The organism is Mycolicibacterium gadium (assembly GCF_010728925.1).
Lineage (GTDB): Bacteria > Actinomycetota > Actinomycetes > Mycobacteriales > Mycobacteriaceae > Mycobacterium > Mycobacterium gadium.
In genome coordinates this window covers 2,922,670-2,936,385 of the sequence record NZ_AP022608.1, presented here as the reverse complement: position 1 = coordinate 2,936,385, position 13,716 = coordinate 2,922,670, and the positions used below count along the sequence as shown (strand labels likewise).

Genomic DNA, 13,716 nt, shown 5'->3' with positions numbered 1-13,716 from the left:
AATGTACCCTCTTTAAGGCCCACGACGAGACTGTCAGGGCAGGCCCCCTTAGCTCAGTCGGTAGAGCGTTTCCATGGTAAGGAAAAGGTCAACGGTTCGATTCCGTTAGGGGGCTCGGTGGCCGGACCGGTTCGCCGGACCGGACTATCGGGGCGGTGTAGCTCAGCTGGTTAGAGCGCACGACTCATAATCGTGAGGTCGGGGGATCGAGTCCCCCCACCGCTACAAGACGTTAGAACCGCAAGACGAAGGACAAGAAGTGGCCTCCAGTACCGACGTACGGCCCAAGATCACCTTGGCGTGCGAGGTGTGCAAGCACCGCAACTACATCACGAAGAAGAACCGTCGCAACGATCCCGACCGGCTCGAGATCAAGAAGTTCTGCCCGAACTGCGGCAAGCACCAGGCGCACAAGGAATCGCGCTAGCGATCCCTAATCCGCGGGCGGTTGCCCCCGGGTGACGGATAGGTCCACTGTGGCGCTGTCAGAGCAGATCGTCGGGATGCACTACCGCTATCCCGACCACTACGTCGTCGGGCGAGAGAAGCTGCGTGAGTACGCCGTCGCGGTGAAGAACGAGCACCCCGCGCATCACGACGAAGACGTCGCTGCGCAGCTTGGCCACTCCGCGATTCCGGCGCCGTTGACGTTCATCTCGGTGTTCGGCTACATGGCGCAGTTGGCATTCTTCGAAAACGCCAACATCGGCATCAGCGACATGAAGATCGTGCAGGTCGACCAGACGTTGAAGTTCCGCAAGCCGATTCATGCCGGTGACACGCTCTTCTGCGACGTCTACGTGGACTCCGTCCGGCAGGCGCACGGCGCCGACATCATCGTGACCAAGAACGTCGTCACCGACGACAAAGGCGAAATCGTCCAGGAGTCGTATACGACCCTGGCGGGGCGAACCGGGGAAGAAGGAGAAGAGGGTTTCAGCGATGGCACTGCGTGAGTTCGATTCGGTGAAGGTGGGCGACCTGCTTCCCGAAAAGACGATCCCCCTGACCCGAGGTGACCTGGTGAATTACGCCGGAGTGTCCGGCGATCTGAACCCCATCCACTGGGACGACGAGATCGCCAAGCAGGTCGGTCTGGACACCGCGATCGCGCACGGCATGCTCACCATGGGACTGGGCGGCGGATATGTCACCTCCTGGGTCGGCGACCCGGCGGCGGTCACCGAATACAACGTGCGTTTCACCGCGGTGGTGCCGGTTCCCAACGACGGCGTCGGCGCTGAAATCGTGTTCAATGGAAGGGTGAAATCCGTTGAGCCCGAAACGAAGTCGGTAACGATCGCGTTAACCGCCACCGCTGGCGGTAAGAAGATCTTCGGTCGCGCTGTCGCCACCGCGAAGCTGGCATGACCGATGGCGCTTAAGACAGACATCCGGGGGATGATCTGGAAGTACCCCGACACGTTCGTGGTGGGCCGCGAACAGGTCCGCCAGTACGCCAAGGCCGTGAAGTCGGCCGCGCCGGCCACTGTCGACGAGGCCGCGGCCGCCGAACTCGGGCATGACGCCCTTATCGCGCCGCTCACTTTCGCCTCGATCTTCGCGGTGATGATCCAGAACCATTTCTTCCAGCACGTGGACGTCGGCCTGGAGACCATGCAGATCGTCCAGGTCGACCAGAAGTTCCACTTCCACCGGCCGATCAAGGTCGGTGACGAGCTGACCGGGACCATGCACGTCGAATCGGTCGACGAGCGGTTCGGCGCCGACATTGTCCTCACACGCAACGTCTGCGCTGAGCTGGACGGCACGGTCGTTATGGAGGCGTTCACCACGTTGATGGGCCACGAGGGCGACAACTCGATCTCGGTGAAATGGGATCCCGAGTCGGGGCAGGTCATCCGCACCGCCGCCATCCAGAATGGCCAGGACGCGGATTAGTAACTGACGTGGGTGGCGCGCTACACTCGCAACTCGGGGTTTCCCCAGTCCAGCGCGCTGTCCGTCGGTTTCAGATCGACCGAACGGGGAGCGCGCGGTTTGTGTGAGCCCCGGAAACCGGTGATATCGCAGCGCCAGCGGTGTCAAGGTAAAGGGGCGTAGCTCAACTGGCAGAGCAGCGGTCTCCAAAACCGCAGGTTGCAGGTTCAAGTCCTGTCGCCCCTGCTCAACTGAATACTCGACACGGCGTGGACACTGGAAGGTGTCCACACAACTAGACGACCAGAACAAGGAAGGCATGCGGTGAGCGACGAGCGTGATCGTGACGGCTCCGCAGGGTCCGACGACACCGGCGGCAGCGGCGCGGTCGTAACCCGGCCTACTCGGCCCAGCGGCAAGCGGTCGCGCCGCGTAGCCAGCGGCGAGAACGTCAGCAGCGCCGTCGACCTGGAAACCGGCACCGAGGCGTCGCCGACCAAGAACGGCTCGGGCACGGCGAAGAAGACGGCCAAGAAGCGCGGCGACGGCTCCTCGAGCAACCCGTTCCTGTATGTCTGGAACTACCTGAAGCAGGTCGTCGCCGAGCTGCGCAAGGTCATCTGGCCGAACCGCAAGCAGATGGTCAGCTACACCATCGTGGTGCTGGTCTTCCTGGCGTTCATGGTGGCGCTGATCGGCGGAGTCGATTTGGGCGTCGGCAAGATCGTCATGTGGGTGTTCGGCTGACGTGGAAGTACTGAGAGGACTGACAAGTGACTAGCTTCGAGGGCGATACGCCTTCGGCCGTTTCCGAGGCAATCGCCGAAGCGGCAGATCCGGCGACCGTGATCGCAGACGAGGCGGCCGAGCGTCTGGAAGACAGCACGGCGGCCGAAGCCGTCGAAGACGCGGCACCAGTTGAGGTTGCCGAGCCCGAGGCCGCCCCCGAGGCGGCTCCGGAAGAAGACGAAGACGAGGACCCTGCGGTCGCGCTGAAGAAGGATCTGCGCCTGCGGCCCGGTGACTGGTACGTCATCCACAGCTACGCCGGCTACGAGAACAAGGTGAAGGCCAACCTCGAGACCCGCGTGCAGAACCTCGATGTCGGCGACTACATCTTCCAGGTCGAGGTGCCCACCGAAGAGGTCACCGAGATCAAGAACGGCCAGCGCAAGCAGGTCAACCGCAAGGTGCTACCCGGTTACATCCTGGTCCGCATGGAACTCAACGACGAGTCGTGGGGCGCGGTGCGCAACACGCCCGGCGTGACGGGCTTCGTGGGGGCGACGTCGCGGCCGTCGCCGCTCAGCCTCGACGACGTGGTGAAGTTCCTGCTTCCGCCGGCGTCGGCGAAGAAGCCGGCCAAGAGCACGGCGGGCGCCGCTGCGTCCTCCGAGGCCTCGTTGGAGCGTCCGGAGATCCTCGTCGACTTCGAGGTCGGCGAGTCGGTCACGGTCATGGACGGCCCGTTCGCGACGCTGCCCGCATCCATCAGCGAGGTCAACGCCGAGCAGCAGAAGCTCAAGGTGCTGGTGTCGATCTTCGGTCGCGAGACACCTGTCGAACTGACCTTTACTCAGGTCGCCAAGATCTAAAGACAAGTAAGAAAGAAAAGGAACCGAACACTCATGGCCCCGAAGAAGAAGGTCACTGGGCTGATCAAGCTGCAGATCCAGGCCGGAGCGGCCAACCCCGCCCCGCCAGTGGGTCCGGCGCTCGGCCAGCACGGCGTCAACATCATGGAGTTCTGCAAGGCGTACAACGCCGCGACGGAAAGCCAGCGCGGCAACGTCATCCCCGTGGAGATCACCGTCTACGAGGACCGCAGCTTCACGTTCGCGCTGAAGACCCCGCCCGCCGCCAAGCTGCTGCTGAAGGCCGCAGGCGTGCAGAAGGGTTCCGGCACCCCGCACACCACCAAGGTCGCCAAGGTGACCTGGGATCAGGTGCGCGAGATCGCCGAGACCAAGAAGGAAGACCTGAACGCCAACGACATCGACGCGGCGTCCAAGATCATCGCCGGCACCGCCCGGTCGATGGGGATCACGGTCGAATAGTTCGGCCGATCCCGTGGGAGAGCTGGCATCGGCTCGCCAACCACACCTCTGAAACACAAGGAGATACCAATGAGCAAGAACAGCAAGGCATATCGCGAAGCCGCGGAAAAGATCGACAAGGACAACCTGTACTCCCCGATCGAGGCTGTGCGCCTCGCCAAGGAGACGTCGTCGAAGAAGCAGGACGCGACCGTAGAGGTGGCGATCCGGCTGGGTGTCGACCCACGTAAGGCCGACCAGATGGTGCGCGGCACCGTCAACCTGCCCAACGGCACCGGTAAGACCGCGCGCGTCGTGGTGTTCGCCGTGGGCGACAAGGCCGAGGCGGCGCTGGCCGCAGGCGCCGACGAGGTGGGCAGCGACGACCTGATCGAGAAGATTCAGGGCGGCTTCCTGGACTTCGACGCCGCGATCGCGACGCCGGACCAGATGGCCAAGGTCGGCAAGATCGCCCGCGTGCTGGGTCCGCGTGGCCTGATGCCGAACCCGAAGACCGGCACCGTGACTCCCGATGTCGCCAAGGCGGTTTCGGATATCAAGGGCGGCAAGATCAACTTCCGTGTCGACAAGCAGGCCAACCTGCACTTCGTGATCGGCAAGGCCTCCTTCGATGAGACGAAGCTGGCCGAGAACTACGGCGCCGCGCTCGACGAGGTCCTGCGGGCCAAGCCGTCGTCGTCGAAGGGTCGTTACCTGAAGAAGGTTGTCGTGTCGACGACGACCGGTCCCGGTATCCCCGTGGACCCGGCGGTCACCCGCAACTTCACCGAGGCGTAAGTCTTAGGTACGTCGAAGCCCCTGAAGGTCACAGCTTTCAGGGGCTTTGGCGTTGGTTGGGCACTAGCAGGCGGGCAGTGGGTCGGGTCGCGGTTGTTGATCGCCGGCTAGCACACGATCCCTGACGATTCGCTGAGACGACGCGTTTGGACACGCTGTTTCCTCATGCGTCGATACCCGGCTATTTGCACTGCAGTCCACGGTGAGTCTGCATCGCAAATGGGGGGAGTCTTTATGCGCACCTTCCTCAAGAATTGTCAGCGCTTTTACGATTGCTTCCCCCGCAGCCTCCTTCTGGCGGACCAGGCACCTGACCGAATCTCGCCATCAGCGGCTCGAACGCCGCGATCGCCTCGGTGTAATCACCGACCGAGACTTCGAGGAATCCAAGGCTGATGGATGACCAATCGGCCAATCGAGGCGAGCCGCAGCGATGCCCGAGTTCGATGGCGGCCTTTGCAGCAGTGCGGGTTTCGGATTCGCGCGCGGTATAGGCCATCACAATTGCTTGCGCAGTCCACCCGACGACTTGGAGGTGATCGCCACCCAATTGCTATACTCGCTCAACGCTTTTCGTCCGCGCCGAACTCCGCATCAAAGTATCTGCCCCGCCAGACCTCCATGAGCGTGATGAAATACGCGACGTAAACCAGATCGGTTTCAGCGCCGCGGTCAATGCATCGTTGACGCACTGCCGCCATCCGCTCAGCGGCATCACTCAGCCGTCCCGTCCACGACAAGAGGACTGCAAAGGTGGCGCTGGCGGCGAGCAGGGGCGTTACGCCCACGATTGTGCTGTTGATCCCTGGTGTCGAGTTCAGCGGCGGACCTCGGTGGTCGGCATCGGCCCCATTGGCCGGTGACGACCGATGACCTGCTCAACCGAAGCGGCTGTCGCATTCGACGAGTCGCCGACGTAGGAACTGTCGCGCTGGATCTGAACCCGCCCGCTCCACCGCCTGGAGGTACCACTGCTGTGCCTCAACGTGGCGGCCTGAGCGCCGAAGCAGGTCGGCGCGAATCGTCGCGACGGTGTTCGAGCGAGCCATCCGCGGATCCTTCGCGACCTCGTCCAGCGCTGCCAGGCCCGCATCGAATCCGTCGCGAAAGCCAACCGCGAGCGCCCGATTCGCCTTGGCGACGGGCGAATCCGTGATCGCGATCAGCCGGTCATACGCGCGACAGATCCCATCCCAGTCCGTGTCCTCCCACCGCGCGGCCGTCGCGTGCAGCGCCGCGATCACCGCCTGTGGCAGGTACGGTCCCGTCGCTCCGGCTGCGTTACGAAGGCGATCCAGCCCGCGAGTGATGCGCACACGGTCCCACCGGCCGCGGTCCTGCTCGTCGAGCGGTACGAGTGCACCGTCGGCGTCGATGCGCGTCTGCCGTCGGGAATCATGCAGAAGCACGAGCGCGGCCAATGCGTACCCGTCGCGCGCATCGGGCATCAACGAACACACCTCGCCCGCAAGCCGGATGGCCTCGTCGCACAACTCGTCGCGGATCGCCGACGGTCCGGCCGTCGACCAGTAGCCCTCGGTGAAGACGGAGTAGATGCAGGCGAGGACGTGCGGAGTGCGCTCAGGAAGTAGTTCTCGCGGCGGCACCCTCAGCGGTATGTTGGCGTGCCGAATCTTGTTCTTGGCCCGGGTGATTCGTTGACCGACCGCAGCCTCGGACTGCAGCAGGGCGCGGGCTATCTCGGCGACTGTGAGCCCGGAAATCAGCCGCAGCGTCAGGGCCAACTGTGAGTGCGGGTCCAGTGCCGGGTGCGCGCAGGTGAACATCATCCGCAGTTCGTCATCGCGAATCCGGTGCGGCACGCCCTGGCGGTCGGTGCGGGCGGTTATGTCGTCGAGCACCGCGGCAAGCTCCTTTCCTGGCCTGACCGATTCGCGGCGCAGCCGATCCAGCGCACGATTGCGCGCGGCCGTCACGATCCATCCGCCGACGTTGGCGGGAACGCCGTCGCGTGGCCAGGTCCGTATCGCATCGGCGAAGGCCTCCTGGACGGCGTCCTCGGCGACGGTGAGGTCGCCGGACCATCGCGCCAGCGCGGCGACGGCCGGTCCCCATTCGCGTCGAAAGACGCCGTCCAGGTCGGTCATTCGGCGGCTGCTAGAGGGCGGAGATACCCATGAGCTGGCGGAGCTCGATGGTCGTCGCCGGAATCATCGACGCGACCTTGATGGCCTCGTCTCGGTCGGCGACGTTGAGGATGTGGTAGCCGTTGGCCACCTCGGCGCCTTCGATGTAGGGCCCGTCGGTGAGCAGCACCTCGCCGTCGCGCACCCGCACCGTCGTCGCCGTCGACGGCACATGCAGAGGCGCACCTCCGTTGGCGCGAGCTCCCACCTGTGCGGCGAACTTTCCGTGTTGTGCGGCGATCTCGTTCCACTCCGGGGTGCCCGGCGCGAGGACGGAGTCGGCGGGCTCGAGCAGCAGGGCGATCCAGTTGTTGTCGAGCGGTTCAGTCGGCGGCATGTACTCCAACATCGGCCACACCTCGACTGCTCCGTTGTGACAGGCGGGGATCGCCGCCGCGATGGTCAATGCGTCGTCAAGATTCTCCGCCTCGAAGACGTAGTAGCCGCCGGCCACTTCGGCCGCCTCGGCAAACGGGCCGTCGGTGACGACCGGCGCGTCTGGCCCACCGGTGATCCGGGCTCCCGTCGCCGACGGGACGAGCGCGTCCCCGGCACGAATCGCAGAGCCGAACTTGGCGTGGAAGTCCTCGTAGGCCGACATGACCTGGGCCTGCGTCGAGGCGTCCGGCTCCTCGGCGGTCTCGGGACCTAGCAACAGGGCGAAGTAGTGCATGGAATCACCTTTCGGTTGCGAGTAGAACCCTGCGTTCCACTCTCTACCTGGTAGACGAACGACGCGACGCGAATCCGACACCCACCGCCCAAAAACCGGCTGGCAAATTTTCGATTCCACCGATCCGAAGGCGCGCAATATGTGATTGTCTACCCATGTTTAAGGCCGGTCGAGTCCTACTTCTCTTCATCTTGAGCTTGTTCAGCACCGCGGTCCTCGGTGCCATGGCCGCTGTGGTGGCGGCCGTGAGCCTGGCCGCCACGGCGTTGATCGTGCCCGGCACAGGCACGCCCGACGCAAACGAAGTCGAGAACTACCTGGAGAACTTCCGCGACTACTACATGCAGACACCATGCGAGGAAGGCGGTGGCTGCGCAGACGAAGACTTGGAAGGCGTCAACTACTATGCCTCGTTCTGGCCGATACCCCTGCCGGGCTGGTGTGACCCAGGCCGCTGCGAGAAGTTCGACGACTCCGTCGACGACGGTGTCGACAACCTCGGCGACGCGCTGACGACTCTGCAGGAACTCGGCTACACGGGTGACATCATCATCGCCGGCTACTCGCAGGGCGCCCGGGTCGTCACCATCTCGAAGATGCAGTTCGCCAACGGGGAGTGGGACGAGTTGCTCGAACAGATCGAGAGCGAGGGCGGCGAGGTGAAGTTCGTCTACATCGGCAACCCCAACCGCCCCAACGGCGGCCTGCTGTCGCGGCTCGGCTTCCTCGGCACGATTCCGATCATCGACGTGACCACCGGCGAGCCCACGCCCACCGACACCGAGTTCGAAACCGAAGACTGGGCGATCCGCTGGGAGGGCATCGCGGACTTCCCGCAGTATCTGTTCAACCCGTTGGCGGTCGTCAATTCGCTGCTCGGCTTCTATTACGACCACGGCACCTATCTGGCGATCAACGGGGGCAGCGATCCCGGGGAAACTCCCGCCGGGTACACGGTCGAGGAGTGGGAGGCGATCACCTCGAACCCGGAGCTCTATCCCGACATCGTTGATATCCAGGTCTACGGAGACACCACCTACTACACGATCACGCCCAAGTATTTGCCGATCGTGCGGCCGCTGCACGCCATTCCGATCGTCGGCAAGCCGATTGCGGACCTCATCGAGCCCGCCCTGCGCGTGATCATCGAGGAGACCGGTTACAACCGCGACATTCCGTTCGGACAGCCCACGGAACTGCAGCTGATCCCGATCTTCAACCCGATCACGCTAGGGGTCAAATTGGTCCCGGCGATCTTCCTGGGCCTCAACAATTTCCTCGCCAACTTCGGATTGGCGACGGAGATCCCGCTGTCGCCCGTAGTCCCGATCACGCCGGCGCCGCCCGTGGCCGAGCAACAGGACGAGCAAACCGAAGACCTCGAGCAGGCGGCAACGCTCAATGAAAAGCAGGCGACAACCCTCAACGAAAACGAGGACTCATCGGTGGCCAGGCTGTCGGTGGTGCAAGACAACACCGACGTCGAGCAGCAGCCGGCCGGCGGCGACGACAAGACAACGGCGGATCAGTCCACAGTCAATCCTGTGGAGGCCGCTAAGGCTAAGTGGGAGGCCGCCAAGGCTGAGCGTGAGGCCAAGCGGGAGGCGGCCAAGGCTGAGCGTGAGGCCAAGTGGGAGGCGGCCAAGGCGGCGCGGGAAGCCGCGATGCAGGACCTGAAGGACAGGTTGGAAGCGACAAAGGCCACACTCGAAGGCAAGGGCGACGACGCCGGCACCGACGTTGAGCCCGAGCCTGCGGACGCCGCCGAGGCCGGAGACGCCGCGGCTTAACCACGAGAAGACGCGAAAACCCCCAATTTCGGATGAAGTCGGGGGTTTCCGTGTCTGCTCGCGCTAAAGATCAGGCGGCTGCGGCGCCCGGCTTCAGGTAGGTGACCAGGCTGACATCGATCGACTCGTCGATGAAGTAGTACTGCGCGCCCAGGAGATACCGCATATAGCGGTGGTAGTTCTCCTCGTCGGTGGCGGCGATCGCCTCTTCTTTGTTGCGCTCCAGCCGGTCGGCCCAGATGCCGAGGGTCTTGATGTAGTGGTTGCGCAGCGACTTCGGTTCGGGAACCACGAAGCCGGCCTTCTCGCCGTGCTCGACCATCATCTGCGTGGTCGGCAAGCGACCGCCCGGGAAGATCTCGGTGATGATGAATTTGACGAACCGGGCCAATTCGAACGTCAGCTTCTTGCCGCGCTCGGCCAAGTCGTAGGGGTGGTAACCGACGCTGCTCTGGACGGTCATGCGGCCGTCATCAGGCAGGATGTCGAAGCAGGTTTTGAAATAGTCGTCGTACCGCTCGAAGCCGAAGTGCTCAAAGGCCTCGATCGAGACGATCCGGTCGACGGGGGAGTGGAACTGCTCCCAACCCTCCAACCGCACATCGAAAGTCCGCTCGGTGTCGAGCTTGGCCAGCAGCTGGTCGCAGTAGGCCTTCTGGTTCTTCGAAAGCGTCAGTCCGATGACGTTGACGTCGTACTTCTCCATCGCCCGCTGCAGGGTCAGGCCCCAGCCGCAGCCGACCTCGAGCAGGGTCATGCCGGGCTTGAGATCCAGCGCGTCGAGGTGCTGGTCGACGTTGGCGATCTGCGCCTCGGACAGCGTCACGTTGGGGCTGGTGAAGAACGCGCAGCTGTACTTGCGCGTCGGGTCCTGGAACACGCCGAAGAAGTCGTCCGACAGGTCGTAGTGATGCTGGATGTCCTCGAAGTGAGGAGTCATATCCTTGGTGCCGGTGGAGTTGTCAGACATAGTTCGCTAGTTGGCCTTCCTGGTGACGTCTACGGATTCGTCACTGTGATCTGGTCGTACACCCTAGCGTTTGCCGCCGTTCAGGCCCTAATTCGACGCCTGTTTGGCGAGCGTGAATTGGTTGACGTCGATATAGCCCATCCGGAAGCCCCTGGCGCAGCCCGTTAGGTAGTGCATATAGCGGTCGTAGACCTCTTCAGACTGCACAGCGATCGCGTCGTCCCGGTGCGCCTCCAGCGCGGCGGACCAGGTGTCCAGCGTGCGCGCATAGTGCAGCTGCAGCGATTGGCGGCGGGTCAGCGTGAATCCGGCCGGGGTCGCGTGCTCGGAGACCTTCTCGATCGACGGCAGCCGCCCGCCGGGGAAGATCTCGGTGAGAATGAATTTAACGAACCGCGCCACCTCGAAGGTCAGCGGAATCTTGCGCTCCGCCATCTGCGGCAGCGTCAACGCAGTGATCGTGTGCAGCAGCATCACGCCGTCGTCGGGAAGAGCCCGATAGGCCATCGCGAAGAAATCGTCGTAGCGGTCGAACCCGAAGTGCTCGAACGCTCCGATACTCACAATGCGGTCGACGGGCTCGTCGAACTGCTCCCAACCCTGCAGCAACACCCGCTTTTCGCGTGGACTGTCCGAGTTCGCGAAAACCTTTTCGACATGGGCCTTTTGGTTCTCGCTCAAGGTCAGCCCGACCACGTTGACGTCGTAGCGCTCGAGCGCGCGCAGCATCGTCGAACCCCACCCGCAACCGACGTCGAGCAACGTCATGCCGGGTCGCAGACCCAACTTGCCCAGGGCAAGGTCGATCTTGGCGAGCTGGGCTTCTTCGAGCGTCATGTCGTCACGCTCGAAATAGGCGCAGCTGTAGGTCTGGCTGGGATCCAGCCACAGCCGGAAAAACTCGTCGGACAGGTCGTAATGCGCCTGTACGTCGTCGAAATGCGGTTCCAACTTGCGGGCAACAGCCATCGGTTCGGTGCCTTTCTGGGGCGTATCAGCAGCCCTACCGTCATCGCCGTTGACAGCACGCAAAGCCCTGAAGCACTCGACGTCGAATCTAGACCCGATCGTTCTCGGTCACTAATCGCGAGTGAAAGATCACACCGCTTACACAGCTGGAAACCGCTACGCCGCCGAAAAATTCGTCTTCAGTTCACCGACGATGTCGTCCCACAGTTCGCGCGGCAGCTCGTGTCCCATGCCGTCGAAGAGCACCAGCCGCGCACCCTTGATCGCGCGGGCCACCGCACGGCCGCCGAACGGGCGCATCAGCCTGTCGGCCTTGCCGTGGAGGACGACGGTGGGCGCGGTGATCTGGCGGTCGTAGTGCAGCAGGCTGCCGCTGCCCATGATCGCCGCGAACTGGCGACCGATGCCCGCCGGGTAGTAGGCGCGGTCATATCCCTCGATCGCCTCGGCGCGGACACGTTCGTGAGGCGCGGGATAGCCGGGACTGCCGATGATCTTGCTGACGCGGATCGCGTTCTCGATGATCGCCTCGCGGGACGTGCCCTTGGGTCGCTGCAGAATGGCCAGCAGTTGTTTGGGGCCCGGCGGCGGCAGCACCGCCTGGTTGTTACTCGAGAAGATGACGGCCAGCGTCTTCGTGCGCACCTTGTGCCGGGCGGCGAAGACCTGCGCGATCATCCCGCCCATCGATGCGCCGACGATGTGGGCCGCGTCGATCTTCAGGTGGTCGAGCAGGGCGGCGGCGTCATCAGCGACATCCTCGAGCGTGTACACCGCCGGGCTTTTGAGCCCGAGGAAGGACCGCACCATCCGTGGCGCCAGCGCCGCGCCGGAGTGCTGCCCCGTCACCTTGGACGACAGCCCGACATCGCGGTTGTCGTAGCGGATGACGCGCAAACCCTGATTGACGAGCATCTCGCAGAACTCGGTGCGCCACAACAACAATTGCGCACCGAGGCCCATGATGAGCAGCACCGCCGGGTCGTTAGGGTCGCCCATGTCCTCGTAGTAGATGTCGAGCTCGCCAGACTTGGCCGTGCCAGCGCGGACGTCCAATTACGCCTCGACTTCTTCGGTGTGCTCTCTACTGACCTCGACCATGAAGTTGGCGAAGTACCCCGTCAACTGCGGGTCGGTCATCATCTGCCACTTGGGTGCGAGCAGCTTCATGTAGCGCTCGACGTAGAGGAACTGCTTGCCGATCAGCACCAGCTCGCGCGGCAGCTTCACGTCGTACGCGTCGGCAAGCGTCGAAAGTTGTTTCCCGATCTCGGCATAACTCATATCGCCCAGCGACGACATGGTCAGCGGTGTCGCGAACTTCTCCAGATCCTTGGCGGCCTGGGCTTCGGGCTTCATGGTGCCGACCGCACCCATCAGGACGACGATCTTGCCCGCCGCGGCGTGGTCCTTCTTCACCAGCAGCGCGTACACGAGCTCTCTGAGGAGCCATCGCGTGCGAGGGTCGATGCGGCCCATGATGCCGAAGTCGAGGAACACGATCTTGCCGTCGGGGTCGACGAACAAGTTGCCCGCGTGCAGGTCGCCGTGGAACAGACCGTGCCGCAGCCCACCCTCGAAGACGCTGAACAGCAACGCCTTCACGAGTTCGGTGCCGTCGAAACCAGCCTTACGAATCGCCGCGACGTCGTCGATACGGACACCTGCGACGCGCTCCATGGTGAGCACCCGCGCGCTCGTCAGATCCCAATAGACCTGCGGCACACGAATGTTCTTGCCCAGCGTCGAGGCGTGCATGTGCGACACCCACGCGTCCATCGACTGAGCCTCGAGCCGGAAATCCAGCTCCTCGGCGAGATTGTCGGCGAAGTCGGCGACGACGTCCTGAGCCGACAGCCGCTGCCCGAGCTTGGCGAGCTCCACAAGACGCGCACCACGTTTGAGGATCTGCAGGTCGGCGGCGACGCGGCGACGGATGCCGGGCCGCTGGATCTTGACGACGACTTCTTCGCCGCTGTGCAACGTCGCATAGTGCACCTGGGCGATCGATGCCGACGCGAACGGTTTCTCGTCGAACTTCGCGAACAGGTTGGTCGGCTCGTCGCCGAGCTCCTCCTGGAACAGCTTGTGCACTTCGTCTTCGTCGGCGGGCGGGACCGCGTCGAGCAGACTGCGGAACTCACGGCTCATCTGCTCGCCGAACGCGCCCGGGCTGGAGGCGATGATCTGGCCGAACTTGACGTAGGTGGGGCCGAGGTCGGCGAACGTCTGCGGAATCTGGTGGATGATCTTCTGCTGTAGCGAGCCCTTACCGGTGAGCGTGCTGAGGACTCGCGCGCCTGTGCGGGTGATCTGCCAGCCGGTCGCGCCGACGCGGGCTGCCTCGATCGGCAGCGGTACGCGGTCCAGCTTCGCCACCTCGCGGGGTTTCGAGGTACTCATAGCCGCCAGTGTCTCAAAATCGGCGATGAGCCGCGAAAACGTGTGGAAC

The 13,716-nt window shown here is 63.7% G+C and carries 17 protein-coding genes and 3 tRNA genes; 12 read left to right on the top strand and 8 right to left on the bottom strand.

The features are described 5' to 3' along the window. Positions 1-42 precede the first annotated feature (42 nt). The 11 genes from G6N36_RS14370 (at position 43) to rplA (ending at position 4,715) form a co-directional block, all read left to right on the top strand. Positions 43-115: transfer RNA gene (locus tag G6N36_RS14370), tRNA-Thr, on the top strand. A gap of 36 nt (positions 116-151) precedes the next feature. Next, positions 152-225: transfer RNA gene (locus tag G6N36_RS14365), tRNA-Met, on the top strand. A 34-nt stretch (positions 226-259) separates the two neighbouring features. Further along, the gene (gene rpmG, locus G6N36_RS14360) at positions 260-427 is read left to right on the top strand and encodes a 50S ribosomal protein L33 (protein WP_003929651.1); all 168 of its coding nucleotides are present in this window, start codon (positions 260-262) and stop codon (positions 425-427) included. Between the two features lie 49 nt (positions 428-476). Beyond that, complete coding sequence (hadA, locus tag G6N36_RS14355) at positions 477-956, top strand: (3R)-hydroxyacyl-ACP dehydratase subunit HadA (protein WP_083124444.1); 480 nt, start codon at positions 477-479, stop codon at positions 954-956. Next, positions 943-1,371 (top strand): (3R)-hydroxyacyl-ACP dehydratase subunit HadB, encoded by a 429-nt coding sequence (gene hadB, locus G6N36_RS14350; protein ID WP_083124446.1) that lies wholly within the window; start codon positions 943-945, stop codon positions 1,369-1,371. The genes hadA and hadB overlap by 14 nt, the downstream gene beginning before the upstream one ends. 3 nt (positions 1,372-1,374) lie before the next feature. Further along, on the top strand, positions 1,375-1,902 hold the full coding sequence (gene hadC / locus G6N36_RS14345; RefSeq protein ID WP_163687070.1) for a (3R)-hydroxyacyl-ACP dehydratase subunit HadC: 528 nt from the start codon (positions 1,375-1,377) through the stop codon (positions 1,900-1,902). 152 nt (positions 1,903-2,054) lie between these two features. Next, positions 2,055-2,127, top strand: a tRNA-Trp gene (locus tag G6N36_RS14340). Positions 2,128-2,205: 78 nt separating this feature from the next. Beyond that, a complete protein-coding gene (gene secE / locus G6N36_RS14335) occupies positions 2,206-2,628 on the top strand; it encodes a preprotein translocase subunit SecE (protein WP_083124450.1) in 423 nt (140 codons plus the stop codon). Positions 2,629-2,654: 26 nt separating this feature from the next. After that, positions 2,655-3,476: a transcription termination/antitermination protein NusG gene (gene nusG, locus G6N36_RS14330; RefSeq protein ID WP_083124452.1), complete on the top strand. Its 822-nt coding sequence runs from the start codon at positions 2,655-2,657 to the stop codon at positions 3,474-3,476. A gap of 33 nt (positions 3,477-3,509) precedes the next feature. Beyond that, the gene (gene rplK, locus G6N36_RS14325; protein ID WP_083124454.1) at positions 3,510-3,938 is read left to right on the top strand and encodes a 50S ribosomal protein L11; all 429 of its coding nucleotides are present in this window, start codon (positions 3,510-3,512) and stop codon (positions 3,936-3,938) included. Positions 3,939-4,007: 69 nt separating this feature from the next. Further along, entirely contained in the window at positions 4,008-4,715 is a 708-nt protein-coding gene (gene rplA / locus G6N36_RS14320; RefSeq protein WP_083124456.1) for a 50S ribosomal protein L1, read from the top strand. Between the two features lie 247 nt (positions 4,716-4,962). Here the strand turns inward: rplA and G6N36_RS14315 are convergent, their stop codons facing one another. From G6N36_RS14315 to G6N36_RS14300, 4 genes are all read right to left on the bottom strand, one after another. Beyond that, complete coding sequence (locus tag G6N36_RS14315; protein ID WP_163687069.1) at positions 4,963-5,214, bottom strand: hypothetical protein; 252 nt, start codon at positions 5,212-5,214, stop codon at positions 4,963-4,965. Between the two features lie 64 nt (positions 5,215-5,278). After that, positions 5,279-5,503, bottom strand: a complete 225-nt coding sequence (locus G6N36_RS14310) for a hypothetical protein (protein WP_163687068.1) — start codon at positions 5,501-5,503, stop codon at positions 5,279-5,281. Positions 5,504-5,593: 90 nt separating this feature from the next. Then, positions 5,594-6,823, bottom strand: a complete 1,230-nt coding sequence (locus tag G6N36_RS14305; protein WP_163687067.1) for an RNA polymerase sigma factor — start codon at positions 6,821-6,823, stop codon at positions 5,594-5,596. 10 nt (positions 6,824-6,833) lie between these two features. Continuing rightward, entirely contained in the window at positions 6,834-7,535 is a 702-nt protein-coding gene (locus G6N36_RS14300) for a YciI family protein (protein ID WP_163687066.1), read from the bottom strand. Positions 7,536-7,690: 155 nt separating this feature from the next. Between G6N36_RS14300 and G6N36_RS14295 the strand changes: the two genes are divergently transcribed. After that, a complete protein-coding gene (locus tag G6N36_RS14295; RefSeq protein ID WP_163687065.1) occupies positions 7,691-9,325 on the top strand; it encodes a PE-PPE domain-containing protein in 1,635 nt (544 codons plus the stop codon). 70 nt (positions 9,326-9,395) lie between these two features. On the opposite strand, the gene G6N36_RS14290 is transcribed toward G6N36_RS14295, so the two are convergent. The 4 genes from G6N36_RS14290 to G6N36_RS14275 all read right to left on the bottom strand — a co-directional run bounded on the left by G6N36_RS14290 (position 9,396) and on the right by G6N36_RS14275 (position 13,667). Then, positions 9,396-10,295, bottom strand: coding sequence for a cyclopropane mycolic acid synthase family methyltransferase (locus G6N36_RS14290; RefSeq protein WP_163687064.1), 900 nt, complete (start codon positions 10,293-10,295; stop codon positions 9,396-9,398). A gap of 87 nt (positions 10,296-10,382) precedes the next feature. Next, positions 10,383-11,264, bottom strand: a complete 882-nt coding sequence (locus tag G6N36_RS14285; RefSeq protein ID WP_163687063.1) for a cyclopropane mycolic acid synthase family methyltransferase — start codon at positions 11,262-11,264, stop codon at positions 10,383-10,385. Between the two features lie 156 nt (positions 11,265-11,420). Beyond that, complete coding sequence (locus G6N36_RS14280; protein WP_163687062.1) at positions 11,421-12,320, bottom strand: alpha/beta fold hydrolase; 900 nt, start codon at positions 12,318-12,320, stop codon at positions 11,421-11,423. Beyond that, positions 12,321-13,667: an ABC1 kinase family protein gene (locus G6N36_RS14275; RefSeq protein WP_163687061.1), complete on the bottom strand. Its 1,347-nt coding sequence runs from the start codon at positions 13,665-13,667 to the stop codon at positions 12,321-12,323. Between the last annotated feature and the right edge of the window lie 49 nt (positions 13,668-13,716).